Origin of the sequence: Aestuariibius sp. HNIBRBA575 (assembly GCF_040932005.1) — a bacterium.
GTDB lineage: Bacteria > Pseudomonadota > Alphaproteobacteria > Rhodobacterales > Rhodobacteraceae > CANLNM01.
The window spans coordinates 1,695,459-1,721,986 of the sequence record NZ_CP162414.1 but is presented as its reverse complement, the minus strand read 5'-3'; the positions used below and the strand labels follow the sequence as shown (position 1 = coordinate 1,721,986).

The 26,528-nt window shown below is 54.1% G+C and carries 23 protein-coding genes and 1 tRNA gene; 10 read left to right on the top strand and 14 right to left on the bottom strand.

What is annotated here, in order from left to right; translation table 11 throughout:
- The first annotated feature begins 47 nt into the window (after positions 1-47).
- Entirely contained in the window at positions 48-2,453 is a 2,406-nt protein-coding gene (locus AB1F12_RS08715) for an FAD-dependent oxidoreductase (protein ID WP_368183520.1), read from the top strand.
- Between the two features lie 72 nt (positions 2,454-2,525).
- Complete coding sequence (locus AB1F12_RS08710; RefSeq protein WP_368183518.1) at positions 2,526-3,029, top strand: NTP transferase domain-containing protein; 504 nt, start codon at positions 2,526-2,528, stop codon at positions 3,027-3,029.
- Here the strand turns inward: AB1F12_RS08710 and AB1F12_RS08705 are convergent.
- The 4 genes from AB1F12_RS08705 to AB1F12_RS08690 all read right to left on the bottom strand — a co-directional run bounded on the left by AB1F12_RS08705 (position 3,026) and on the right by AB1F12_RS08690 (position 11,348).
- Positions 3,026-4,822, bottom strand: a complete 1,797-nt coding sequence (locus AB1F12_RS08705) for a Hint domain-containing protein (protein ID WP_368183517.1) — start codon at positions 4,820-4,822, stop codon at positions 3,026-3,028. The two genes, AB1F12_RS08710 and AB1F12_RS08705, sit on opposite strands and share 4 nt — an antisense overlap.
- A 251-nt stretch (positions 4,823-5,073) precedes the next feature.
- Positions 5,074-9,342 (bottom strand): Hint domain-containing protein, encoded by a 4,269-nt coding sequence (locus AB1F12_RS08700; protein ID WP_368183516.1) that lies wholly within the window; start codon positions 9,340-9,342, stop codon positions 5,074-5,076.
- A 978-nt stretch (positions 9,343-10,320) separates the two neighbouring features.
- Positions 10,321-10,406, bottom strand: a tRNA-Leu gene (locus AB1F12_RS08695).
- Positions 10,407-10,493: 87 nt separating this feature from the next.
- Positions 10,494-11,348: a neutral zinc metallopeptidase gene (locus AB1F12_RS08690; protein ID WP_368183515.1), complete on the bottom strand. Its 855-nt coding sequence runs from the start codon at positions 11,346-11,348 to the stop codon at positions 10,494-10,496.
- A 115-nt stretch (positions 11,349-11,463) separates the two neighbouring features.
- Here AB1F12_RS08690 and AB1F12_RS08685 point away from each other — a divergent pair, with 115 nt between their 5' ends.
- Together AB1F12_RS08685 and AB1F12_RS08680 are read left to right on the top strand one after the other, a co-directional pair.
- Positions 11,464-12,042 (top strand): YqaA family protein, encoded by a 579-nt coding sequence (locus AB1F12_RS08685; RefSeq protein WP_368183514.1) that lies wholly within the window; start codon positions 11,464-11,466, stop codon positions 12,040-12,042.
- The gene (locus AB1F12_RS08680) at positions 12,039-12,485 is read left to right on the top strand and encodes a disulfide bond formation protein B (protein WP_368183512.1); all 447 of its coding nucleotides are present in this window, start codon (positions 12,039-12,041) and stop codon (positions 12,483-12,485) included. Before AB1F12_RS08685 ends, AB1F12_RS08680 begins: the two co-directional genes overlap by 4 nt.
- Here AB1F12_RS08680 and AB1F12_RS08675 read toward each other — a convergent pair whose 3' ends face one another.
- A complete protein-coding gene (locus tag AB1F12_RS08675) occupies positions 12,486-12,914 on the bottom strand; it encodes an Lrp/AsnC family transcriptional regulator (protein WP_368183510.1) in 429 nt (142 codons plus the stop codon).
- An 85-nt stretch (positions 12,915-12,999) separates the two neighbouring features.
- On the opposite strand from AB1F12_RS08675, the gene rocF reads away from it, so the two are divergent.
- The 3 genes from rocF to AB1F12_RS08660 are packed head-to-tail and all read left to right on the top strand — an operon-like array spanning position 13,000 to position 15,888.
- Positions 13,000-13,917 carry an arginase gene (rocF, locus tag AB1F12_RS08670; protein WP_368183509.1) on the top strand — a complete coding sequence of 306 codons (918 nt, stop codon included), beginning with the start codon at positions 13,000-13,002 and terminating at the stop codon, positions 13,915-13,917.
- Positions 13,917-14,837, top strand: a complete 921-nt coding sequence (gene ctlX, locus AB1F12_RS08665) for a citrulline utilization hydrolase CtlX (RefSeq protein ID WP_368183507.1) — start codon at positions 13,917-13,919, stop codon at positions 14,835-14,837. The genes rocF and ctlX overlap by 1 nt, the downstream gene beginning before the upstream one ends.
- A 4-nt stretch (positions 14,838-14,841) precedes the next feature.
- A complete protein-coding gene (locus AB1F12_RS08660) occupies positions 14,842-15,888 on the top strand; it encodes an ornithine cyclodeaminase (RefSeq protein WP_368183505.1) in 1,047 nt (348 codons plus the stop codon).
- Between the two features lie 68 nt (positions 15,889-15,956).
- Here AB1F12_RS08660 and AB1F12_RS08655 read toward each other — a convergent pair whose 3' ends face one another.
- From AB1F12_RS08655 to AB1F12_RS08645, 3 genes are all read right to left on the bottom strand, one after another.
- A complete protein-coding gene (locus AB1F12_RS08655; protein ID WP_368183504.1) occupies positions 15,957-17,432 on the bottom strand; it encodes a carboxypeptidase M32 in 1,476 nt (491 codons plus the stop codon).
- 3 nt (positions 17,433-17,435) lie between these two features.
- Entirely contained in the window at positions 17,436-18,584 is a 1,149-nt protein-coding gene (gene ctaA, locus AB1F12_RS08650; RefSeq protein WP_368183503.1) for a heme A synthase, read from the bottom strand.
- Between the two features lie 109 nt (positions 18,585-18,693).
- Positions 18,694-19,437 carry an RNA methyltransferase gene (locus AB1F12_RS08645; protein WP_368188322.1) on the bottom strand — a complete coding sequence of 248 codons (744 nt, stop codon included), beginning with the start codon at positions 19,435-19,437 and terminating at the stop codon, positions 18,694-18,696.
- 86 nt (positions 19,438-19,523) lie between these two features.
- On the opposite strand from AB1F12_RS08645, the gene AB1F12_RS08640 reads away from it, so the two are divergent.
- On the top strand, positions 19,524-19,853 hold the full coding sequence (locus tag AB1F12_RS08640) for a TfoX/Sxy family protein (RefSeq protein WP_368183501.1): 330 nt from the start codon (positions 19,524-19,526) through the stop codon (positions 19,851-19,853).
- A gap of 69 nt (positions 19,854-19,922) precedes the next feature.
- Complete coding sequence (locus tag AB1F12_RS08635; RefSeq protein ID WP_368183499.1) at positions 19,923-20,558, top strand: thiamine phosphate synthase; 636 nt, start codon at positions 19,923-19,925, stop codon at positions 20,556-20,558.
- On the opposite strand, the gene AB1F12_RS08630 is transcribed toward AB1F12_RS08635, so the two are convergent.
- The 3 genes from AB1F12_RS08630 to AB1F12_RS08620 all read right to left on the bottom strand — a co-directional run bounded on the left by AB1F12_RS08630 (position 20,540) and on the right by AB1F12_RS08620 (position 22,458).
- Positions 20,540-21,385 carry a lysophospholipid acyltransferase family protein gene (locus tag AB1F12_RS08630; protein WP_368183496.1) on the bottom strand — a complete coding sequence of 282 codons (846 nt, stop codon included), beginning with the start codon at positions 21,383-21,385 and terminating at the stop codon, positions 20,540-20,542. The genes AB1F12_RS08635 and AB1F12_RS08630 overlap by 19 nt on opposite strands.
- A complete protein-coding gene (locus tag AB1F12_RS08625) occupies positions 21,382-22,164 on the bottom strand; it encodes a GNAT family N-acetyltransferase (protein WP_368183495.1) in 783 nt (260 codons plus the stop codon). The genes AB1F12_RS08630 and AB1F12_RS08625 overlap by 4 nt, the downstream gene beginning before the upstream one ends.
- A 111-nt stretch (positions 22,165-22,275) precedes the next feature.
- The gene (locus AB1F12_RS08620; RefSeq protein ID WP_368183493.1) at positions 22,276-22,458 is read right to left on the bottom strand and encodes a DUF3553 domain-containing protein; all 183 of its coding nucleotides are present in this window, start codon (positions 22,456-22,458) and stop codon (positions 22,276-22,278) included.
- A gap of 30 nt (positions 22,459-22,488) precedes the next feature.
- Between AB1F12_RS08620 and AB1F12_RS08615 the strand changes: the two genes are divergently transcribed.
- A complete protein-coding gene (locus tag AB1F12_RS08615; protein WP_368183490.1) occupies positions 22,489-23,082 on the top strand; it encodes a histidine phosphotransferase family protein in 594 nt (197 codons plus the stop codon).
- Positions 23,083-23,099: 17 nt separating this feature from the next.
- Here AB1F12_RS08615 and AB1F12_RS08610 read toward each other — a convergent pair whose 3' ends face one another.
- The 3 genes from AB1F12_RS08610 to obgE are packed head-to-tail and all read right to left on the bottom strand — an operon-like array spanning position 23,100 to position 26,481.
- Positions 23,100-24,350 carry a glutamate-5-semialdehyde dehydrogenase gene (locus AB1F12_RS08610; protein ID WP_368188320.1) on the bottom strand — a complete coding sequence of 417 codons (1,251 nt, stop codon included), beginning with the start codon at positions 24,348-24,350 and terminating at the stop codon, positions 23,100-23,102.
- A complete protein-coding gene (gene proB, locus AB1F12_RS08605; RefSeq protein ID WP_368183489.1) occupies positions 24,350-25,456 on the bottom strand; it encodes a glutamate 5-kinase in 1,107 nt (368 codons plus the stop codon). The genes AB1F12_RS08610 and proB overlap by 1 nt, the downstream gene beginning before the upstream one ends.
- Entirely contained in the window at positions 25,444-26,481 is a 1,038-nt protein-coding gene (gene obgE, locus AB1F12_RS08600) for a GTPase ObgE (protein ID WP_368183487.1), read from the bottom strand. The genes proB and obgE overlap by 13 nt, the downstream gene beginning before the upstream one ends.
- Between the last annotated feature and the right edge of the window lie 47 nt (positions 26,482-26,528).

Here is a 26,528-nt window from a genome sequence, read left to right as displayed (position 1 = left end):
CCATTTCAAACGGGTGAACCCTTTGACCAAACTCAAAGGAGACCACCATGAAAACCACCACGCGTGTTGTCGTAATTGGGGGCGGTGTCGTCGGCTGCTCTGTGCTTTATCATCTGACCAAATTGGGATGGTCGGACGTTATGCTGCTGGAACGGTCTGAACTGACTTCGGGGTCCACATGGCACGCCGCCGGTGGTTTTCATACGCTCAACGGCGATACAAATATGGCCGCGTTGCAGGGATACACGATTAAGCTTTATCGCGAATTAGAAGAGCTGACAGGCATGTCCTGTGGGTTGCACCACGTCGGGGGTGTGACATTGGCCGATAACCAAGACCGGTTTGATATGCTGGTCGCTGAACGGGCCAAACATCGGTATATGGGGCTGGAAACCGAAATTATTGGCCCCCAAGAAATCGCCAAACTGGCCCCGACGACCAATATAGACGGGATTATCGGGGGATTATTTGACCCTTTGGATGGCCATCTGGACCCGTCTGGCACGACACATGCCTATGCCAAAGCCGCGCGTATGGGCGGGGCGACAATCGAAACCCATTGCATGGTCAAAGAAACCAATCAACGCAGCGATGGCACGTGGGATGTGGTGACCGACAAAGGCACTATTCACGCCGAACATATTGTAAACGCAGCAGGTTTGTGGGCCCGAGAAGTGGGCGCAATGGCTGGGATTTATTTCCCGCTACATCCGATGGAACACCAATATATCGTCACCGATGACATTCCCGAAATCTATGAATTGGGCCGTGAACATCCCCATGTTATGGACCCCGCGGGCGAAAGCTATCTTCGCCAAGAAGGGCGCGGTTTGTGCATTGGGTTTTATGAACAAAACTGCCGTCCGTGGGCCGTGGATGGCACATCTTGGGATTTTGGACACGAATTGCTGCCCGATGACTTTGATAAAATCACCGAAAGTATTGAATTTGCTTATAAACGGTTCCCAGTTCTGGAACGTGCGGGCGTCAAATCGGTGATCCATGGGCCGTTCACATTTGCCCCGGATGGCAACCCATTGGTGGGTCCGGTTTCGGGGGTGCAAAATTATTGGTCCGCTTGTGGTGTGATGGCCGGGTTTAGTCAGGGCGGCGGCGTTGGTTTGACGCTTGCGCAATGGATGATCGAAGGCGAAGCCGAACGCGATGTAACAGCGCTGGATGTGGCACGTTATGGTGACTGGATTTCGCCGGGATATACCCGCCCCAAAGTGATCGAAAACTACCAAAACCGGTTCAGTGTCACCTACCCAAACGAAGAGCTACCCGCCGCGCGCCCCCATCGCACAACGCCTATGTATGACATTTTTTCGAACATGGGCGCGGTTTGGGGCCAGCAATTTGGGCTAGAGGTTGTGAACTACTTTGCGCAGGGCGATGAACCCACCTATGAAACGCCGTCGTTCCGTCGATCCAACGCATTTGACGCCACCGCGCGCGAAGTCAATGCCGTGCGCCAGGGTGTTGGCATCAACGAAGTGCACAATTTTGGCAAATTCCGGGTCACAGGCTCCAATGCGCGGGCTTGGCTAGATCGGATAATGGCGGGTCGTATTCCCAAACCGGGGCGGCTTTCTTTGACCCCGATGTTGTCGCCAAAGGGGCGGCTTTGGGGGGATTTTACCGTCTCTTGTCTCGCAGAGGATCACTTTGTTTTGGCGGCCTCATATGGGGCGCAATCGGTGCATATGCGCTGGTTTGAGAAACACAAAGAACACGGCGTAAGGGTCGAAAATATCAGTGATAAAATGAACGGGTTCCAAATCGCAGGCCCCAAGGCGCGTGATTTGCTGGCCGCCTGTACACGCGATGCGGTTGATCTAAAGTTTTTAGATTTGCGCGACATGGTGATCGGACAGGTCAATTGCCGGGTGCAGCGGGTCAGCTATACCGGGGATTTGGGCTATGAAATCTACTGTGACCCTATGGACCAACGCCACCTGTGGAAAACCCTGTGGGAAACTGGTCAGCCGTTGGGCATTACCCTTTTTGGCATGCGCGCAATGATGTCTTTGCGATTGGATCGGTTCTTTGGGTCGTGGCTGTCTGAATTTTCGCCCGACTACACAGCCGCCGAAACCGGCTTGGACCGGTTCATTTCCTTTAAGAAAAACGCCGATTTCATTGGTCGCCCCCTGGCCGAGGCAGAGCGCGCAACACCCCCTGCCCGTCAGCTTTGCGCGTTTGAGGTTGATGCCTTGGATGCGGATGTGATCGCCTATGAGCCGATTTTCATCAACGGAGAAGTGCGCGGATTCTGCACATCTGGCGGATATTCACATCACGCCGGAAAATCCATCGCTTTGGGTCTGATCCCACGCCAAGAGGTCGCAGACGGATTAAAGGTGGAAATCGAAATATTGGGATCGATGCGGCCTGCAAAACTGATCACCGAGGCGCTTTTTGACCCTGACGGGGTGATCATGCGCGGCTAAACTGTGCAAATGAACCTGATATTGATCTTAGCTGCTGGTTTGTCCCGACGAATGAAAGGTCGGGACAAGCTATTGGAACCAATCTATAATATTCCCATGTTGCGGCATGTCGCCTTAGAGGCGACGCAGGTTGCGCCGACATTTGTCGCGTTACCTGATCTGCAACACCCGCGTGTGAATGTATTGTCGGATTTGGACGTGACCGTTTTACCGATCGCCAATGCCGCCCAAGGTCAATCCGTCAGTTTGCGTGACGCGGTGGTGCAATTGCCCGAATGTGCCGGTTTTCTGGTGGTTTTGGCCGATATGCCCGATCTCACTGCGGCCGATATGGCGTCTGTTATTGCCGCAGGCCCGATTGCACGCGGCATGACACAGGATGGAAAACCGGGGCATCCAGTTTGGTTTGATGCAAAATATCGCTCAGAGTTTCAAACCCTGACCGGCGATAGCGGGGCCAAAGCGATCCTGAAAAATCATAACGTCACCATGGTGCCGTTAAACGGAAATCGGGCGCGTCGAGATATCGACACGCCCGAAGAATGGAAAAAATACCGTTCTGAAACAGGTCGTTAAGACGCCATCAACAGGGCTTCGTGTTTTTTCAGAACCCGGCGTGCGGCTTCGTAGTTTTCAACGCCGCCCGGCAGGTTCAGCTCTGGGAACAGTTTGAAAATCTCATCGCGCTGTGCGTCACCCAGACCTTTCAGGCTGTAATCCCCCGGTTGGAAGCTTTCGCTCCAAGCGCCGTTGGACAACACCACTTCGTGGTGATCAAACATGACGTGAATATAGGTGACACCCTGAGTTGCAGCGCTCGAAACCCCAGCGCGACCCGTCAGATGTTTGGCCGCGGCCAACACTTCGCTGTCGTCAAACATCATCTGTGCCTCGGGCCCAGACAGCAACAGACGGTGGTTGGGTGACAACATCAGATCCCGTTCCGGCAGGCCAGCCCCCAAAGAACCGGCTTTGATCAGCACAGGTTGCAGGTCGGGCTGTACGGCCAAATCCGCGGCGGACAGGGTTTTTGACCCGATCCAGCGGATTTCCTGAATGCCACTGTCACGGGTGAACACTTTGTCACCTTCGCGCAGAGTCTCGACGGCTTTTTCACCGCCCGGCGTGGCAATCATGGTGCCCGGTGTGAAACAGATCACGATGTTTTCGATTTCAGAATAATCGATCCGACCGATGATATTGCCCGCATCATCCAACAGCTCAACTTGGCCGTCTTCTGGGTTGGCATCATTGTCGATGATGTTGAAATCCGCGTAGTGACCGGCCTGAACACCCGCCAACAGATCCAGAGTATCCACGTCGCTATTGTCGGCATCTTCGCCGCCAACAACCGTCATGGACCCCATGGGACCGATTGGGTCAATGGTGATCGTATCGGTGCCGGTGCCGCCGTAAACTTGGTCTTGGGCGTCTTGCAACGTTAACGTATCTTCACCCGCGCCGCCATAAAGCGTGTCATCCCCCTGGCCACCGGTCAGCGTGTCATTGCCCCCTTGGCCAAAAATCACGTCCTGCCCTGTGCCGCCATCAATGACGTCATTTCCGGGTTCAATTGGTTCCACAACCGGATCATCAATCAGGTCGCCATTCATCGAAAATCCGGATTGTGTGCTGCGGGTTTCCAATGTGAATTCGATAAAGTCGCGGTTTTCAAATTCCGCGCTGAACCACGCATCCTGATCGTTTGGATTATTGGTTTCCGTTCCTGCGGCCGTCACGCTACCGGGTTGGTTTGTGACGCTGAGCGATGTGTCGCTGTTGACGCCAAATGCATTAAAGCTGTTGGCATCCAAGGTGACAGATTCCTGATCACCGGGCGAATTTCGGTCCAGATCGTTGAACGTCGCGGTTGAATTCAACGCAACGGGATTACCGGTGGCTGGATCAAAGAATTCCATCCGGAATGTCGCGGTTTCACCCCCAAAGCTTCTGCCGGATCCAGAGCCGGAGTTCAGCAAAATTTCGTAGCCATTTCCGCCAGATAGATCAACGTTCAGGTTGGGATCGGACGTGCTGACCAGAACCAAACGCGCGGATACAGAGGTGCCGTCATCCAATTGCGCAACATTGCTGTAGATCGCAAAATCATTGGGTTGGGCATTGTTGTTGCCGCTGGAACTGTCCGAAACCAGATTGCCGATCGACAAATCCAGTGGGGTGCTGTCAGACCCAGGAGAGGTGCCAACACCGGCATCCCCATAAAGAATGTCATCACCCGCACCACCAGAAATGCTATCGTCGCCGCCTTCGCCAGAAATCACATCCTGACCGGCCAATCCGGTGATTGTATCATCCGCAATCGTACCTTCGATTACGTCATTATTGGTGGTTCCCACGATGTCAGCCATATCAAAACCCTTTGGCAGCTAAAGGCACAGAATGTCGTCCCCCAACGACAGATCTGTTTTAGCTCTAATTTGATGCAAAGGAATGGGGAAATTGAATAAACGTCACTCACAATAGATTTGTGGCGACATTATGCCCGTCAGGAATTTATTGGATCAAGTTAGGCAACAATTAACCATTTAAACCCCCGCTGTTAACGAAGGTAAATACAATGCCGGGAAAATTTTCCCCGGCATTGATTCGTGTTTTAGGCTTATTGAACCAGAAGCCGTGCTTCGTGCTTCTTCAGGGATTTGCGCGCTGCGTGATAATCTTTCAGCCCTTCCTGAGACTTCAGCTCTGGGAACAGTTCAAAGATTTCGTTGCGCTGGCTGTTGCCAATCCCTTTCAGGCTGTAATCACCCGGCTGGAAGCTTTCGGTCCATGCCCCGTTTGACAGAACCACTTCGTGGCGATCAAACATGAAGTGAATGTAGGTCGTGTTCATCACGTCCACATTGTGGATGCCCGGTGTGCCAACCAGATGTTTGGCAGCGGCCAGAACTTCACGCTCTTCGAAATAAAGCTGCGTTTTGTCATTGGCCACCAGCATACGGTGGTTTGGCGATACCAGCATGTCACGCTCTGGCAGACCGTTGCCCAAGGAACCGGCTTTGACCAGAACAGGCTTCAGATGTGGGTTACGGACCAGATCCGTGCCCTTCATCTGTTTGTGGCCAACCCAACGGATTTCCTGAATGCCGTTGTCACGTGTGATGATCCGATCACCTTCTTGCAGCTCTTCGACCAGACGTTCGCCGCGTGGTGTGGCGATTGTTGTGCCCGGCGTAAAGCACGGAATGACATTTTCGATTTCTTCGAATGTCATTGTTGATCCGTCACCGAATGTCACAACACCGTCTTCGTTGTCAGCCGATGTGTAGGTGATGAAATCAACGTCAGAACCGGTCAGATCCAGGGTGTCATAATCGTCACCGGTGCTGGACCCGTCCACGTGATCCCCAGCGTCGCCGCCGATGAATGTGTCGCGGTCCGCGCCACCTGTCAGGTCATCTGCACCTTGGCCACCGATGATAACGTCGTTGCCTTCGCCACCTTCGATTGTGTCATCGTCAACGCCACCGTCCAGATAATCGCGATCATCGCCACCATAAAGCGTATCCGCATCATCCGCACCAAAGATGGTGTCGTCGCCGTCGCCGCCAAACAGAACGTCGCTGTTATTGTCAGTGACCAGATCACCATCAACATCCGCAATGTTCACAAAATCAGGGGCCCCTGCACCAAGTCCACCGTAGATTACGTCGTTGCCTTCGCCACCGTGGATTTCATCATTGCCTTCGGACCCGATGATTTCATCGTTGCCGATTCCACCTTCGACATAGTCATCGTCAAAGCCTGCATCGATCGTGTCATTGCCGGACCCCCCGTAGATGACATCGTCGTCGTCACCTGTGGTGATTGTATCGTCACCGGCGCCACCTTCGACGGTGTCCAGATCGTTATTTGGATTGCTATCCGCACCATAGATACCGGGGTAACCGACATCGGGCAGCGCGTTGACGAAATCTGGATCAGATGTGTCGATCACATCGTCGCCTGTACCGCCATCAACGCTGTCATTGCCAGCGCCACCAAGGATGCTGTCGTTGTTGTTGCCGCCTTCGATGATGTCATCACCAGCGCCACCGTCGATCAAGTCATCGCCGCCGCCGCCACCGATTGTGTCATTGCCGTCGCCGCCTTCTACGATGTCCTCATTGGCACCACCCCAGAGATCATCGTCCCCGGCGCCACCATAAAGTTCATCATCACCGCCGGACCCTTCGATTTTGTCGTTGCCGTCTTCACCAAACATGGTGTCGTTGCCAACGCCGCCGTCGATCATGTCGTTGCCAGTGCCACCATAAACGGTGTCATCGCCAGCGCCTGCATCAATTGTGTCGTTGCCGCCATAGGCTTCGATCAGGTCATCATCTGGGTTGTGGCCCGCAATGATCGCATCGCCATTGTCGACCAGATCACCATCTGGGTCGCCCATGTATGTGCCATCGATTACGTCGTCGCCGGCAGTGCCTTCGACAGTGCCATCCAGAGGCGCGTCACCAACAGTGATTGTTACGATCGCTGTATCTGTGCCGCCATTACCGTCAGAAACGGAGTAGGAAATGGTGGTTTCACCGCTAAAGCCCGGCGCCGGAGCAAAGGACAACGTGCCGTCGCCATTGATGGTCACATCACCGTCTGGGGATGTAGCATCTGTAACAGTCAGGGCGTCGCCGTCCACGTCTGTGTCGTTGTCCAGAACCGGGATCACAACAGGCTGACCGTAATCGGTGCTGGCTGTGTCATCATTGGCAACCGGATCGTCGTTCACTGGGTTAACTGTGACCGTCACCGTGGCTGTATCTGTGCCGCCATTGCCGTCGGACACTTCGTAAGTGATTGTTGTTTCACCGTTAAAGTTCGCATCTGGTTCAAATGTCAGCGTGCCATCGGCATTGATGGTCACATCCCCATTCGGAGAAGACGCAGATGTGATTGTCAGGTCATCGCCATCTGGATCAGTGTCGTTATCCAGAACCGGGATCACAACAGAGCCGTCTTCGTCGACTTCGGCAGCGTCATCATTGGCATCTGGGCCGCGGTTGATTTCGTCGCCGATGATCTCTTCGATTTCAGCGAAAGTGATTGTGTCGCCGGTTGGGTTGCCCGAACCATCCACAAAGACCACGGTGCCGCTGGTTGAATCGCCATCTGCATCAACAGTGACATTTTCCAGATAGAACGGGCCTTTGCCGGTCAGATCCAGAACGTCATAATCGTTGCCGCCTGTGCCGCCATCGATGTTGTCGCCCGCGCCGCCGATGAATGTATCGCGATCATCGCCACCAGACAGAACATCCGCACCTGCGCCACCGTCGATCAAATCGTCGCCGTCGCCGCCCAGAATGGTGTCCGCGCCGTCGCCCTCTTCTGGGTCGATGGAATAGGACAGGTTGTCAATCGCACCGGACCCGGCCAGGATCACTTCCATAGACGCAACACCAGATACGCCAAAGTCTACAACGACTTGGCCGTTATTGGCTGTCGACACATCTTGTTGGCCGATCAGGTTGCCGTTTTCGTCAAACAATTTGACCCAAGCGGTTTCTTCCACGTCCAGCAATGTGATGCTGTTCACGGTTGCGCAGTTTTCAAACTCGATGTTGAACGTGCCACCAGATGCGTTGTCATCTGGATCGTTGCCATCGCGGTCTTCGGACAGGATCAGAACATTGCCCAGATTGCCGGTTGCCAGATCGTTGTCACCACCCGTTGGGTTGGCTGTGTCAAACGCCATCACCGGGTTATGTGGATCAGCGGAATAGATCACAACGCCGTCGGCCACATATTGACCGTCGACCAGTTCGCCCGTGGCCAGATCGTTAAAGTCCAGCGTGGTGTCCACATCCATGGAGCCGCCGTACAACTCGTCATTGCCAGCATTGCCTTCGATGTAATCGTTGCCTTTGCCGCCATAAACCACATCGTCGCCAGAGCCAGCTTTGATGTTGTCATTGCCAAAGCCGCCAGAGACCAGATCGTCGCCTGTGCCGCCGCGCATCACGTCGTTGCCGGTGCCGCCAGACAGGATGTCGTTGCCTGCATCGCCGTATACGGTGTCTGCACCGGCGCCGCCGATCACAACGTCATTGTCGGCCATGCCTTCCAGAATGTCTTTGCCTGCGCCGCCATACAGAACGTCATCGCCGTCCTGACCGCACAATGTGTCATCGCCGGACCCGCCATAAACTTCGTCATCGCCGTCATTGGCCAACACAAAGTCATTGCCGCCACCCGCCAGGATCACGTCATCCTGACCATTTTCACCGGGCAAAATTGCGTCGCTATTATCAACACGGTCGCCTTCTGGATCGCCAGTGTAAGCCACATCAATACGGTCATTGCCGGATGTGCCGTCAACATAACCGTCCAAATCAGGTGCAGCGCTGTCAAACGCGATGTCGCTGATGCCAACCGTCCCCGAAACCGACGCGCCAGCGCCGTTATTGTGAATGATTTCCAGACTTACGATTGGGCCTGCGATGGAAACTGTTACAGAATCCGGATCGCCGGACCCGTCAACACCCGGATTGGTGTTGCCTGTTGTGTCGATCTGGTTGCCGTTCACGTGGTGATGACCAGCCAGGTCTGTGACATTGATTGGAACAATATTGCCGTTGGCATCGCGCCCGATCACGGTGACGCGGTCGTCCCATGTGTAATTGTCTGAATCAATGTCGAAAATTTCGAATGACAGATTTTCGACGGGCTCGTCAAAGGTCATGATCACCGATGTTGGATCATCAACGCTTGAGCTGCGCAATTCGGTCTGGCCATCAATATTGCCACGGGCCCAATTGTCGCCGTCACCATTAGAAGGTGTCGAAATGGACACGCCCACAGTGTTGCTGCCAGTGCCGATTGTGTTGTTTCCGTCCAGCGCAGCGCTGTCCCAGTTCAAAAGATAGTCTGACATATCAGTCTCCTAAGCCCTTCCCGCCGTCGGGCGAACCGACGCAAATAAATACGCCCGGTCCGTCCGCACGTCGGCGGTATCAGACCCATGCGGGCACGATCGGCGCAAACCGATCCATTAAAATTTCTTCTGTCGTAAAAGGGAAACCCTTACGCAGACACCATCACTTGCCAGGATGCTTTCGCATCAAAGCCCGACACCCCAATGTCGGTATGCCCCCCAGTTGGGCAATGTCAGAATTAGCCGAGCCACGGGCCTGCTCAAAGGGGAAATTCAACTTTGTGGCAGCTTTTCAGACAATTTTCGCCATTGTTTAAACGCAATCGAAAGGATCGATTAGGGCTTAAAACGTAAACAATCATTTGGGGATTCATTACAAATTTTATTCAAATTGATGTCAAACCTGCCCAAAAACGCATAAAACTCTCGTTAAACTTGCAATAGCGCAGAGGTTTGCACGCCGAATTCATACACTTTGTTTCCAAATGTTCGACAATGGACCGCCGTCATTGGCTGCAATCATCTTAGTTTTGACTTATTTCCGGCAAGAATTGGCTTGTTCTCAGAACGGAACCAATGGCGATATTCTACTGTTATTGGTGCTGCTTTCAAAAAATTAGCCATGAAACAGGCGAATCGGAACGTCAATTTCTTCAATTACTTGGCCGCTGTAGACAATGGTATGATTGTATTGGCGCAAATGTGGCGCCGCCGAATGGCCGCGCCTTTTTTCTGTCAGATTTGCCGAAAGCGTCACAATGGATCTGCCCTTATTGACGCCCCCTTTTGACACCAACCGATTGGATGATTGATGGGCAATTATAAAGGGATGTCATTTTGGGTTGTTTTTGATGCAGACGTGGCGCTGTTGCCGAAACATTTGAAACGCGGCTATATCCCCGACATATAACAAACAAACAGATCGCGATTGCGATCCGTTTTTCGTTTCAACGACGCAGAATTACTATCTGAGAATACTGGTGCCGGTGGAGAGATTCGAACTCTCACGCCCGTGAAGGCGGGGGATTTTGAATCCCCTGCGTCTACCATTCCGCCACACCGGCCAGTTCCGCGCTTCTAGCTTCCCCGCTCGGGGGCGTCAACGCCAAATCGCGCAAAAAATGCATGTCTTTTTCACGGCTCTTCTTTTCTTATAATTGGTCCGTCGAAAACGTATCACATTGAGAAAGCTCACCACTTTCCAATCCGCGTTCAAACCAACGTTGCCGCTGCGCGCTTGACCCATGGGTAAATGTATGTGGTTGCACTACGCGGCCTGCATTGCGTTGTAATGTGTCATCCCCGATCTGACGCGCGGCATTCACGGCCTCACCGATGTCACCCTGTTCCAGTGACCCAAACATTTGTTGGGCATGATTGGCCCAGACACCGGAAAAACAATCCGCCTGCAATTCAATCCGCACAGAAATCGCATTGCTTTCTTCAGGACTGACTTGGGCGCGAATACGGTTGGCCTGACCGAGAATGCCCAATTCGTTCTGCACATGATGGGCGACTTCATGAGCGATAACATAGGCCGCTGCAAAATCGCCGCCTGCCCCCAGCCGTTGCGACAAGGTCGTGAAAAATGCAGTGTCCAGATAGGCCTTTTGATCGGCAGGACAGTAAAATGGGCCGGTTGCCGCGGTTGCGCCGCCGCATCGTGATTGCGTGGCGCCTTTGAACAAAACCAAAGTCGGTGCTGTGTATGGTTCTCCGATTTGGTTTTGGAAAATACTGTGCCAAACCTCTTCGGTATCGGCCAGAACCACCGCCACAAATTCACCCATCTGCTGATCCGCTTGGCTCAGGTTCGTATTTGAGGTCGATGGCGTGCCGCCCTGCCCGTCCAATAAGGCCGACACATCCACATCAAAAACAAAGCCCAGAACCAGCACTGCGACCAATCCCAGCCCGCCAATGCCCCCGGCACCGCCCATGCTGGCACGTCCAGATCGGCGGCGATCTTCTATGTTGCGGCTGGTCCGGCGTCCTTGCCATTTCATACGGAATCCTCCTCGTTCACGTCCAACTTAGCCAAATCAGCCCCGTGGCAAAACCCAGCCTATGCTTGACGTTGAACCAGACACATGGCCTAAGAGCTAAAAAAGCGAGCAGATTATGATCAGACGTATTTATGACTGGACCCTTTCTCTGGCCGACAGCCCGCGCGCCTTGTGGGCGCTGGCAATTGTCGCCTTTGTCGAAAGTTCATTTTTCCCAATCCCACCGGATGTTTTGATGATCCCCATGATCATCGCCGCGCCGACCCGCGCCTGGAAAATCGCGGCGGTTGCGACGATCGCATCGGTTTTGGGGGGGCTGTTTGGCTATTGGATCGGGTATGGATTATTCGAAACATTGGGCCAGCCGATATTGGAATTTTACGGCAAAGGCGAAGATTTCGATCATTTCGCAGAGCGGTATAATGAATATGGTGCATGGGCCGTTTTGATCGCGGGCGTCACGCCATTCCCGTTCAAAGTGATCACCATCGCCAGCGGTGTTACCGCATTGAATTTGCCGGTGTTTATTCTGTCGGCCATTGTTGCACGGGCCTTGCGGTTCTTTATCGTTGCCGCCCTGTTGTGGAAATTTGGATCACCCATTCGTGACTTCATTGAACGCCGTTTGGGGCTTGTCTTTACGGTTTTCTGTCTGTTGCTTGTAGGTGGGTTTATTGCGGTGAAATTCCTATGACACGTCTTCATTTGATCCTCATTGCGGCCGGTGGATCGGCGGCGCTTCTGCTTGGGGCGTTTGGATTTCAGATGTTGGGATATCAGCCTTGTGCCATGTGTTTATGGCAGCGCTGGCCGCATGTGATTGGGATCGCTCTGGGCCTGTTGGCCTGGAAAATGGGCGCCAAAATCTGGCCCGCCATCGGGGCGGTTACCATGGCCGTTTCGGCAGGTTTGGGCATCTACCACACCGGCGTTGAACGGGGATTTTGGGAAGGTCCGTCCAGCTGCACCGGCTCTGGCTTGTCTTCTAGCGACAATCTTCTGAGCTTAGAGGACGTGCATGTTGTCCTATGTGACGATGTGGTCTGGGAATTATTTGGCCTGTCGATGGCCAGCTATAACGCTTTGGCATCTTTGGTGTTTATGGCCGCATGGGTCATGGTTCTGCGTCGGGCCTAATTACAAACGCCCCCGCCGAGTGGACAGCAACAGGTTGGTTTCCGACCGTGTAACGCCATCCATGCGGCGAATGGCAAACAGCACTTCGTCCAGTTCCTCTAGGGTGCGGGTGCCGATTTCTGCGATCAAATCCCATGTGCCATTTGTGGAATGCACCGCGCGTACCTGCGGCATCGCGGCGATGCGGGCCATGATACGTTCGGTTCCGCGTCCCTCAATGCCCAACATCATCAAACCACGCACGGGGCTGGTGGCCACGTCTTTGCGCGCGATCACCGTGAACCCGACAATTTCACCCTCCAGTTTCAGCTTTTCCATCCGCGTGCGCACGGTGGTGCGGGTCACGCCCAGCTGATCGGCCAGCTCTGACAGGGATGCGCGGGCGTCGCGTTGCAACGCATTCATCAGCCGTAAATCCAAATCGTCCAATTTGAACCTCCGTTTTGGTCAATTACCTTTCCTTTTGCGCATTTTGCGGGGTTCCGACAAGCGCTTTGTCGGGCCATCAAAGGGTATGACACAAAATATCCTTCTTCTCGGGATCCCCCAAGATTCGGGCAAACGCCGCCAAGGCTGTCTGATGGGACCGGATGCCTACCGCACCGCTGGACTGGGCCAAGCCCTGTCTGAACTGGGCCATAACGTTCAGGATTTGGGCAATGTGACACCCGAAACGGTTGAAATACCGCAGCAAGAGAACCTTGTGAAATTGCCTGAAACCGTGGGTTGGACCCGGGCATTGACCAAGGCCGCGCGCGCCGCCGCCACCCATGGTTTCCCGATTTTTATGGGCGGGGATCATGCCTTGTCGTTGGGCACCGTGCCGGGCATGGCGGATTACGCGGCATCACAGGACCGTCCGTTATTTGTGCTATGGTTGGATGCGCATAGCGATTTCCACACCCCGGACAGCACCGATTCCGGCAACCTGCACGGCACGCCGGTTGGCTATTTCACCGGGCGGCCCGGCTTTGATGCTTTTCCGAAATTGAACAATGTGGTGCCGACGGAAAACGTCTGTTTCATTGGGTTGCGATCCGTAGATATCGCCGAACACGAAGCCTTGGCGCAAACCAACGCCCATTTGGCGGATATGCGGGCCTTGGATGAATTTGGCATCAAACCGCCTTTGGTTGCGTTTCTGGAAAAAGTGCGGGCGGCCAATGGGATGCTTCATGTTTCGCTTGATGTGGATTTCCTGGATCCGATCTATGCGCCCGCCGTGGGCACAACCGTTCCTGGTGGTGCCACCGAACGCGAAGCCCATCTGGTTATGGAATTGCTCCATGACAGCGGGCTGGTTGGATCGCTGGATCTGGTCGAACTGAACCCGTTTCTGGATGAACGTGGTCGCACAGCGCGACTGATGGTGGATCTGGCGGCGTCTTTGATGGGGCGTCGTATCTTTGATCGTCCCACAAGGAGCTTCTGATGCATTCTATTCAAGCCCCTTCTGCGGTGGTTATGGTGCGCCCGCATGCTTTTGCGTCGAACCCAGAAACTCATGACGATAATGCGTTTCAAACCCTGTCTAACCGGTCTGCCGATGTGACGTCACGTGCCGCGCGCGATGAACATGACACCGCCGTGGCCCAGTTGCGCGATGCCGGTGTCACCGTGCATGTGTTTGATGATCATGGGGTTCGTGACACGCCGGATTCCGTGTTTCCAAACAATTGGTTTTCCACACATTCTGGTGGTCACGTTGCGATTTATCCGATGTTTGCCCCATCTCGGCGGCGCGAACGGCGTGCGGATGTGATTGAGCTGTTAAAGCAGGAATACCGCGTTCAGGATGTGATCGATTATTCCGGTTTGGAACAGGATGATCTGGCGCTCGAAGGCACAGGTGCAATGGTTTTGGATCATGTTGCACGCATAGCCTATACGGCGAAATCCCACCGCGCAGATCCGGTTTTGTTGGAACGGTTTTGTACCCATTTCAACTATGAACCCATTGCGTTTGATGCCCGCGATGCACAGGGGCGCGATGTGTATCACACCAATGTTCTGATGGGGATTGGCACGGAATATGCCCTGATTTGTCTGGACATGATCGTGGAACCAGACCGCCGTGCGATGGTCAAATCCCGGTTGGAAGAAACCGGAAAAACCGTGATCGACCTAAGCCATGATCAAATCAACGAATTTGCCGGAAACGCCATTGAATTAACGGGAAAAAATGGTCCCGTATTGGCGATTTCCGCGCGGGCTTTGGCGGCGCTTAGGCCAGACCAAACCGCGATCATCACCAACAGCGCAACTTTGTTGCCGTTGTCAGTTCCAACGATTGAAACCGCTGGCGGGTCCGTGCGGTGCATGATCGCTGGCATTCATCTCTCACATAGGTAATCCCATGACACTTGCCCCTTCTGATAAGGCCCTCGTGCCATTTGTTTCTGTCGATGACATGATGAAACTGATCCACCACATTGGTGTTGAACAGATGATTTCAGCCATCGCAGATGAAATCGAAAAAGACTTTAAACGATGGGAATTGTTCGACAAAACCCCGCGTGTTCCGGCCCATTCCCCCCATGGTGTGATCGAATTAATGCCCACATCGGACGGCGAAAACTATGGGTTCAAATATGTAAACGGCCATCCGAAAAACACATCTGAGGGCCTGCAAACGGTCACGGCCTTTGGCCTGTTGGCGGATGTGTATACCGGCTATCCGATCCTGTTGACGGAAATGACGATGCTGACCGCATTGCGCACGGCGGCGACATCTGCGTTGGTGGCGCGGTATCTGGCTCCCAAGGGTGCGACGACCATGGCGATGATCGGCAATGGCGCGCAATCTGAATTCCAGTGTCTGGCGTTCAAGGCCATCTGCGGCATCACCCATGTGCGCCTATATGACACCGACGCCAACGCATCCCAAAAATGCAAACGCAATCTGGCGGGGCGCGGTTTGGATGTGACCATCTGTACGACGCCAGAGGCCGCAATTGAGGGCGCGCAGATCATCACCACCTGCACCGCGGACAAGAAAAACGCGACAATCCTGACCGACAACATGGTGGGCGCGGGTGTTCATATCAACGCCATCGGCGGGGATTGTCCGGGCAAAACCGAACTGCATCGCGACATTCTTCTGCGGTCCAAAATCTTTGTCGAATACCCGGAACAAACCCGGATAGAAGGCGAAATTCAGCAGTTGGACGAAGATCATGATGTGACCGAGCTGTGGCAGGTCATGACAGGTCAGGTTCAGGGACGCACTGATGAAAAACAGATCACTTTGTTTGATTCAGTTGGCTTTGCCATCGAAGATTTCAGCGCCTTGAAATACGTCAAGAACGCGATCCAAGGCACGGATTTCTTTGAGCCTTTGGATATGCTGGCGGACCCGGATGATCCACGGGATCTGTTTGGGATGCTGTTCCGCGCCAGCTGATCTTTGTTGGCAAAAACCTTTAACAAAAAAGGGGCGCAACATTCACTGTCGCGCCCCTTTTTTCTGTTTTACAGCCCGTATATGCCGCTGAACTTGTCTTCTAGATAGCTCAGCAATGGGGCCTCGCTTGGGTCAATTCCGCTGGCGCGTTTGATCACGTCGCGCGGTTCATAAAGCCCGCCATGCTGTTGCAGATTTTCGCGCAACCACGCCGTGGCCGCCGATGTGTCCCCAACCGACAATTGATCATCCAGATTGGGCACCGCCACACGCAGCCCTTGGTACAGACACCCAGCATAGACATTGCCCAGCGAATAGGTCGGGAAATAGCCCATCAGGCCCACGGACCAATGCACGTCTTGCAAAACGCCATTGCTGGGCTTGTCGACATCATAGCCGAAATCAGCCTTAAACCGGTCATTCCATGCGGTTTCCAGATCGACAACGTTCAAATCCCCAGAAATCAACGCCCGTTCCAGATCAAACCGCAACATGACATGCAGGTTGTACTGCACTTCGTCCGCTTCGGTGCGGATATAGCCGTTTTCAACCCGGTTCACCGCGCCATAAAAAGCGTCTTCGTCTGTGATCCCAAAATCGCCAAAGGCATCGCGCATCTGACCAAACAACCACCCGGTAAAGGCACGTGACCGTCCAATTTGGTTTTCGTAAATCCGGCTCTGGCTTTCATGAACCCCCATAGATACGCCCGCGCCCAATGGCGTCAAAAGATAAGCATCATCAATGCCTTGTTCATAGGCGGCGTGGCCGACTTCGTGGATTGTGGAATAAAAACAATTGAACGGATCGGTGGGATTGGTGCGGGTGGTGATGCGCACATCCTGCCCCGACCCGGAACTGAACGGATGCACAGCCTTGTCGACGCGCCCCATGGACATGTCATAGCCAAACGCCTTGGCGATCACGCGCGTCAGTTTCATTTGTTTGGCTTCGTCAAACGTGCCAGTGACGCCAGGAATTTCGGGTTTGTCCAAAATGGCAGCGCGCAATGCCACCAATCGGGGGCGCAGCGCGTCAAACATCGCCGCCAATTCGGCCCCCGTTTCGCCGGGTTCATAATCGTTCAGCAATGCGTCATAGGCATCGCCGTCGCCAGACAGGGCCGCGGCCTCTTGGCGGCGCAGGTCCAGCACATCGTTCAGGATCGGCTCAAAGGCGGCAACATCGTCGTTTTCACGGGCTTGTGCCCAAATGCCTTGGGCTTTGGACGTGATACGTGCAATATCCGCCGCCAAATCGGCCGGCACTTTCATATTGCGATCATAGGACCGGCGGATATGGCGCATTTGAGCCTGACCGACATTGTCCAAATTCGCGTCATCAATCTGCGACAGCCAGTCGCCCAGTTTCGGATCGGTGCGACGGCCGTGTAAAACGCCCTCAATTGCGGCCATTTCTTCGGACCGCTGCGCCGCAGCCCCGCGTGGCATCATCGTTTCCTGATCCCAGCCCAACCGGCCGGCAATTTGGCCCAAAGCTTCGGTTTCGCGTTGAAAACGCATCAGATCATCAAAAGCTTGCATAGATCAGGACCCTCTTACGGATTGAGCAATGGGATATTGGGCCAGAAAACGGGCCCGAAGGATCAACACCCAGATCAGGATCGCAACGATCTGATGGGTGATGGCAATGTGCAATTGCGCAGAATACAGCACTGTGACAATGCCCAGTACCATTTGCAGCGACAGCGCTGCCAGAACCGCATTAAAGGCGAATTTGGTTTTGGCATTGGCCACTTTGCGACCGCGATTCCACACCACGATGGCAAAGATAAACAGCAGATAACCAGAACAGCGATGCATGAATTGCACCAGCCCAGCATCCTCAAAGAAATTACGCCAGATCGGGGTGATCAGGAACGGTTCAGGGGGAAAAAACCCATCGCCCATCAAAGGCCAAGTGGGAAAGGCACGCCCCGCATCGATCCCTGCCACCAAGGCCCCAAGCAGGATCTGCAGAAACGCAAAATGCATCAGCCCGGTGGACATGGAAAACAGTTTTGGTGCGCCCAATCGGCGGGCCTGCAGCAGATCCACTTCGCGGCGTTCAATGCGCAGAATGTACCACGTGATCAGCCCCAGAATACCAAAGGCCAACCCCAGATGGGTGGCCAGCCGATAAGACGCCACATCCAACATGCCCGATTGCAGGCCAGAATGCACCATCCACCAGCCAATCGCGCCCTGAATTCCGATCAGCACGCCGATGATTAGCAACCGGTTTGACCAACCTGTGGGGATGCGTTTTGTCACGGCAAATCCGACAAAGCCAATCGCCCAGACCAGCCCAATCATCCGCCCCATCAGACGGTGCCCCCATTCCCACCAATAGATGGTTTTGAATTCATCCATGGTAAAATCGCGGTTTTGCAGCTGAAATTCAGGGATTTCCTGATATTTTTCAAATTCAGCTTGCCATGTGGCCGCATCCAGCGGGGGGATTGTGCCGGTAACCGGGTTCCATTCGGTGATCGACAATCCGCTATCGGTCAAACGGGTCAGGCCACCGATAACGATGATCAAAGCCACCATTGTCGCCAGCACAATCAACCAGACCCGGATTGGACCCCGCGCGCCCTGCCCGCCGCGGTCAATCCCACCGGGGGCGGCTGCGGCAATCTGGGTTTTGTCGTCGGTTGATACGTCTTCGAAAATGGAACGGGGTTTCTGCGCCATTTAAGTCTCCAATTCTTTGGCGAACGCTACGGGGATGGGACAGGAAGGGCAAGAAGGATGCCGCGCATTTCTACGGATGAAAACCCGCAGCACCTGATTGGATTTGCGATCAATCGCGTTCTTTCCAACGCACCATTTGCCGCATAATGCCATGTAATATCTGCACATCTGCGCGGGTCAGTGGCAGACGTGACCACAGATTGCGCAGGTTGATTTTCATGTGGTCGGCCTTGGCTTCGGGGTAGAAAAACCCAGCATCCCCCAGCCGTTGTTCATAATGATCAGCCAGTTTTTCAATTTCGATCTGTTCGGCCACTTCGGTTCGGTGTCCATCCAATTTGCGATGTTCAATTTCTGACGTGGCCAGACGCCATTGATAGGCGTTTAGCAACACACATTGCGCCAGATTAAGCGATGCAAATTCCGGATTAACCGGCACTGAAATGATCGCATTGGCCCGCGCGATATCATCGTTTTCCATTCCGGCGCGTTCAGGGCCAAACATCACGGCCACTTTTTCACCCGATGCGATGCGTTGCGCGGCCTCCGCCATGGCGGCTTCTGGGGTTAGGACCGGTTTGGTCAATCCCCGTGGCCGCGCGGTGGTTGCATACACATAGGTGCAATCGCTGATCGCATCGGCGGTGGTGTCAAACACTTGCGCTTCGTCCAACAGCCGCCCCGCCCCAGATGCCATGGCCACCGCATTTGGGTTCGGCCAGCCATCGCGCGGTGCAATGATCCGCATCCGATCCAGCCCAAAATTCCACATGGCCCGCGCAGCTGCGCCGATATTTTCGCCCATTTGCGGGCGGATCAAAACAAAGGACGGCTGAGGCGTATCGGTGGGCATGGTTTGGGTGCTTTCATGGATGTCGCGTGGCGTGATAGGCTGTTGGGACGACCAATACAAGGTAAGCAACACGAAGAGAGACCGAAATGGCATATGACGCAGGATTGGCCCAAATGATGGGCGAAGATTTGGACGGCCATATGGGCATCACCAGCAAAAAGATGTTTGGGGGCCTATGTTTTCTGTTGAACGGCAATATGGTCTGCGGCGTGCACAAAGATGGCGGCATGTTTCGCGTCGGCAAATCCCGCGAAGCAGAAGCGTTAGCCATTGAGGGCGCGCGCCCACTGGATTTTACCGGTCGTCCCATGGGCGGTATGGTATCCGTCGACGAAGATCTGTTGGCAGATGATCAAAGACGGGCAATATTGCTGCAAATGGCGATGGAGAACGCATCTTCCTTGCCTCCGAAATAGACTTACCGTTATAGCGTCACAACCAACTTGATGTCGTCGTGACGGCACAAAAATCAAAGTGAGACCGCCATGACTGATGCCGCTTCTGAGCCGCTCGAAATTCCGCAGCTCTATCTGATCACGCCGTCAGAATTTGAATTGTCGACCTATCCGGATCTGTTGGCACGCGCGCTGGATGACGTGGATGTGGCCTGTGTGCGGCTGGCTTTGGCCACCAAAGACGAAAGCCGGATCGCCAAAGCCGCGGATGCCTGTCGCAGCGTCACCCATGATCGCGACGTGGCGCTGGTGATCGAAAGCCATATTCTGATGGTGGAACGATTGGGGCTGGATGGTGTGCATTTGCTGGACGGGGCGCGATCTGTGCGCAACGTGCGCAAAGAATTGGGCGATGACGCAATCATCGGCACATTCTGTGGCAATTCCCGGCATGATGGATTGAATGCTGGTGAAATCGGCGCGGATTATGTCAGTTTTGGCCCTGCTGGTGTGACGGAACTGGGTGATGGACGTCAGGCAGAGGCGGAATTGTTTGATTGGTGGTCCCAAGTGGTCGAAGTGCCAATCGTCGCCGAGGGCGCGCTGGATGCGGACATCATTCGCACCCTTGCGCCCTTTACGGATTTCTTTGCGATTGGTGATGAAATCTGGTCGCAGGATGACCCAATCGCGGCGTTGAAAACACTTTATTCAGCATTTGAGTGATTTTGGCCCAAAAGCCGTTGTTCAACGCTATGGCGGATGATGTTGTGCGCCTTTGCGGCCATGTCTTTGCGGTTGGGGCAGTCCGAAACCGGGATCGGGTCGTGATAAACGACGTGAACGGATCCGTGTTTTTGCACCGCTAACACCGCCAGAAAATGCGGGCCAAAATCCATGTCGCCCCACCAGCCATAAAACCGGGGATCCATCCCATTGGGGGCTTGGTACACCACACTAACCGGCTGAATTGACAATGTTTCGCGCAGTTCCGGTGCAAAAAACGCGGCAAACAAAGTCGGTTTAAACGCCAAAACCCGCCGCCCATCGGTCGATGTGCCTTCTGGAAAAAACAGCAATTTGTGACCCGCATTCAGGCGGTCTTGGAACACTTTGACCTGTGTGCCTGCCTCTTTGCGATTGCGGGCAATAAAGACGGTTCCCGTCGCGCGCGCCAACCAGCCAATGCCCGGCCATGACGCCACTTCGGATTTGGAAACAAAGTAAATACGTTTGCGGGCGTTAAGAACAAAGATGTCTAACCAACTGGAATGATTGGCAACAATCGCGCCGTGCCCCGCCATCGGCTTGCCGGATGTTTGATAGGTGATCCCAATGATCCGCAACGCATTGCGACACACAAATTGCGTAACATAGGGCGTCACCGGACGACCAAGCCCAAAGGCAGGCCGTTCAATCAGCCGTATCAACAACAGGATAAACAGCCCGCAAAACACCAAAGTGATCAATACAATGCCGCGTAAAATCACCCGGATCCAACCGGATACAGGGATCTGGTGGCTGTCAGGTGGATCATCAGAGGTCCAGGTCACGTTTTTTGACCCTTACGCCGCCCAGTATAAAGCGCGTGTTGTTTGTCATTCATTTGGGCCGTGTCCAGGATCAGCATAACATCCGTGGTGTTAAACGCATGATCCACAAAGGCCCCCTGCCCGACATAGCCGCCGATCCGCAGATAGGCTTTGATCAAGGCCGGGATTTGCAGCATTGCCTCTTTGCGACTGATTTGATCGTCCGGCAATACATCCATCTGCACGCCATGTTCCGGCAAAACTGTCACCCGCAGGGATTCTGGGGCCAAATGGCGGTGATGTAACAATGACAATGGCTGTGCGAGGGATGAAATGTCGGTGCCATGAAAACTGGCCGTGCCAAACAGGATTTCGATCCCGTGTTTGGCCACATATTCCGACAATCCATGCCACAAATGATACATCGCCGCGCCGCCACGGTGGTCAGGGTGCAAACAAGATCGCCCCAGTTCCAATGCCGGGCGATTATTGGCCAAAAGCGGTGCCAGATCATATTCGCCAGCTGAATAAAACTGACCGGCCCGTTGCGCCATATCGGAATCCATCAACCGATAGACACCCACGACGTTATGTGGATCGCCGTTTGATTTATCAATCAGCACCAAATGCGCGGCAAAATCGTCAAATTCATCTTTTTCCAGACGCGCATCATGGTCAACCAGCGGCCCATCGCCGCCTAATTCTTCTACAAATACGATATAACGCAAACGCTGCGCCGCGATTTTGTCTTTTTCGCAGACGGCCAGTCGCAGTTCATATTCTACGGGAACTTGGTTCATAAATGGCCCATCAATTCGTTCGCCGAATTACTAGGCGGGCAGGTAAAGAAAAGCAACTGCACCTAAGTTGTTGACAAGACTTAATGTAATGCTACCCTAGGTTGTGCATGGTTAACGCGAGGGCAACATGACCAAAGCCACATGGCGGCCATCAATAACGACTTTCCCCTGGTTTTGGAAATTCACCGTTATCCGTGCATCAATATTGGATTGCACCTGTCCATCCCCCCAATCCGGTTGGTTGGGATGGCGCACGAGCATCCCTGGTTCCAGGAACTCGTTCAGATTGTTCATCACACCCGCCATAAATATCGGAGCCTTACTATGAACCCGCAGGACCTGAGCGCGCTTGTCGGCTCGCGCATTTGCCATGATCTTATTAGCCCTTTGGGGGCGATTGGCAATGGAATTGAATTGTTAACACTGACCGGCGTCGCCCAAAGCCCTGAAATGGCGTTGATTTCCGAAAGCATCGAAAACGCCAATGCACGCATACGTCTGTTTCGCGTGGCCTTTGGGTCGCCCGGATCGGGGCAATCGATTGGTGCCAACGAAGTGGCGTCCATACTAAAAGCGATTTCACGAGGCGGGCGTGTGCAGCATTCGCTGTCGATTGAAGGCGACCCAGATCGCGCCGAAGTCCAATGTGTGTTTTTGGCGATTTTGTGCATGGAAGCCTCGATGCCGGCGGGGGGAACAATTTCGGTGACGAAAGACGGCGATATCTGGACCTTGCGCAGTGAAACCGAAACCCTGCGTCAGGATGGGGACCTTTGGAACAGTTTGATGGACCCGGAATCCAACTACAAAGTCAGCTCGGCCCAGGTTCAGTTTGCATTGCTTCCCAGAGCGCTAACAGCGCTGGGTCGATCAATGAACATTTCTGCCGATGACACAGGGTTAAGCCTAACGTTTTAAGGCCAAAGCCACGCGCATTATGTGCGCGTGGTGCCGTCACCAGTGACCAAATATTTGAAGCTTGTCAGTTGCGCCGCCCCAACCGGGCCACGTGCATGCATTTTCCCGGTTGCAATCCCGATCTCTGCGCCCATGCCAAATTCACCGCCATCTGCAAATTGCGTCGACGCGTTTTGCATCAGGATTGCGGAATCCAATCGTGTGAAAAACTGCGCCGCGGCTTGGTCGTTTTCAGTGATGATGCAATCTGTGTGGTTTGACCCGTAGGTTTGGATATGTTTGATCGCTTCGTCAATGTTATCAACGGTTTTCGCGGCGATCTTCATGTCCAGATATTCGGTTCCCCAATCCGCATCCGTCGCAGGAATTGTGCCATTCAAACCTTGCGCGCGCACCTCTACGCCTGTCTCAATCAAGGCATCGACAACCTTTTGACCAAGCGGCAAAGCGTCTTTGTGCACCAACAAACATTCCGCTGATCCGCAAATCCCGGTGCGGCGGGTTTTTGCATTAAGAATAACGCGCAATGCTTTGTCTTCATCCGCAGATTTGTCCAAATAGATATGAACGATCCCTTCCAGATGGGCAAAAACCGGAACACGGGCTTCGCGTTGGACCAGTCCAACCAGACCTTTGCCGCCGCGCGGTACAATCACGTCAATTGTATCGGTCATGGTCAGCATTTCCTGAACGGCGGCACGATCGCGCGTTGGAACACGTTGAATTGCATCTTCTGGCAGGCCGGTCGCCTTTAGCCCCGCAACAAGACAGTCGTGAATGGCACCAGACGAATGGAAACTCTCTGATCCGCCGCGCAGAATGACGGCGTTGCCCGCTTTGAGACACAACGCGCCGGCATCCGCGGTGACGTTTGGGCGGCTTTCATATATGACGCCAATTACCCCCAACGGTGTGCGGACCCGTTTGATATGAAGCCCACTTTCCATATCCCATTCGGTCATAATTTCGCCAACGGGGTCTTGTTGGGCGGCCACGGCGCGCAAACTGGCGCAAATGCCTTCGATCCGCGCCTCGTCAAGCATCAAACGGTCCAACATTGCCGGGCTCAGGCCTTTGTCGCGGCCATATTCCATGTCCAATGCATTTGCGTTGATGATATCTGAACGGCGGTCCCAAACGGTATCCGCAGCAATTTCCAACGCCTTTTGTTTGACTTCAGACGGTGCAAACCCCAACTCCAGGCTCGCGGCTTTGGCGCGTTTTCCGATATCTGCCATCAAGGCAGGAATGTCGTGCAAATCTTTCATCATATCACCATATCATCGCGATGGATTAGGACCGAGCGGCCCGTATATCCCAAAATGCCTTCTATGTCAGCCAATCGACGCCCTTGAATTAAACGGGATTCCTGCGCGGTATATCGCGCCAAGCCCAAGGCCAGACGTTGACCATCCGCCGCCAATATTTCGACCGGATCACCCCGTTCAAACTGGCCGGAAACGTCTACAACACCAGCCGGTAGCAAGCTTTTCCCGGAATTGAGCGCGGTTTTTGCCCCTTGATCGACCTTGATCTGGCCTTTGGGCTTCATGGCTGAAATCCAGCCTTTGCGCGCCGCCTGTGGTGTGGTCTGCGCAGAAAACCAAGTTGCGGGCGCGTTATTTTCCAGATTTTCCAGAGGGTTCAGAGGCGACCCTAATGTGATTGCCATCGCGCATCCCGCCTCGGTCGCCACACGTGCAGCCATCAATTTGGTGATCATCCCACCTTTGGACAATCCTGACACGCCATCCCCTGCCTGAGCTTCGATTTCGGGCGTTATTTTATCAATAACATCATATCGTTGCGCGTCTGGGTTAATGTTAGGATTGTCCGAATAAAACCCGTCCACATCCGACAATAGCACCAAATTATCTGCGCCAACTGTAACCGCGACCTGAGCGGCCAAGCGATCATTGTCACCATATCTGATTTCGTCGGTGGCAACGGTGTCGTTTTCATTCACGATGGGCACAACACCCATTTTCAAGAGCGTTTCAAGCGTCGCACGCTGGTTCAAATACCGGCGTCGATTGCTGGAATCCTCTAATGTAACAAGGACTTGTGCCGTTTTGATCCCATGCTGTGCCAGTGCATTTTGATAGGCTTGGGCCAGTTGTATCTGGCCCACGGCAGCGGCGGCCTGACTTTGTTCTAGGGGCAAATCAGCAAAAGGCAGCCCCAATACGCCACGCCCCAAAGCGATGGAACCAGACGACACCAAAATCACATCTGTAGCGCGTGCACGCAAAGCCGCCACATCCTGCGCCAAAGACGCGAGCCATTCGACGCGCAATTGCCCGGTATCACGGTCCACCAATAAGGCAGACCCGATTTTCACCGCAACCCGTTTGGCCGTTTTCAGGGACGCCACGCTTCTTCCTCCTCGTCGCCTTTTTGGCGACGCAGCCGGTCATCATCAATCTGTGTCCGCAATGCACGCAGCACATCCACCGTGCCTTCGCTGGACACCCCAGACATCAACATAACCGGCCCACCCACGGCGGCTTCCAGCTCTTCTTTGAGGAAATCGCGTTCTTCTTCGTCCATCGTGTCAATTTTGTTCAACACAGTCACACGGGGTTTATCGGCCAGGTTTTCGCCATAGGCCTCTAATTCGCCGATGATGGTTTGGTAATCGCGCACCGGATCCCCCGATGTGCCATCAACCAGATGCAACAACACCGCAGAGCGTTCTACGTGGCCCAAAAACACATCGCCCAATCCGCGCCCTTCTGAGGCGCCTTCGATCAGGCCGGGAATGTCGGCGACCACAAATTCAACGCCATCCACGCCCACAACCCCTAGATTGGGCACCAGGGTGGTAAAGGGGTAATCGGCCACTTTGGGGCGCGCATTCGACGTGGTGGCCAGAAACGTGGATTTGCCGGCATTGGGCATGCCCAGCAGGCCAACATCGGCGATCAGTTTCAGGCGCAGCCAAAGCGTGCGTTCGACTTCGGGTTGGCCGGGATTGGCGCGTCTTGGGGCCTGATTGGTGGCCGATTTGAAATGCAGATTGCCGAAACCGCCATTGCCGCCTTTGGCCAGCAACACACGCTGGCCGACTTCGGTGACATCCGCAATCAAGGTTTCCTGATCTTCATCCAGCACTTCTGTACCGACCGGCACCCTTAGGATCGCATGTTCGCCGTCTTTGCCGGTGCGCTGACGGCCCATTCCGGGTTGGCCGCTTTTGGCAAAGAAATGCGGCTGATAGCGAAAATCGATCAGCGTGTTCAGGCCTTCGACGGCCTCTAGCCAGACATCACCGCCACGGCCGCCATCACCGCCATCGGGGCCACCATATTCCACAAATTTTTCACGGTGAAATGACACACAGCCACCCCCACCGTTGCCGGATTTAACATAGACTTTGGCAAAATCGAGGAATTTCATCTGACTTCTTTCGGATTTGGTTGGGCAGGCGATACGCTATTGCTTGG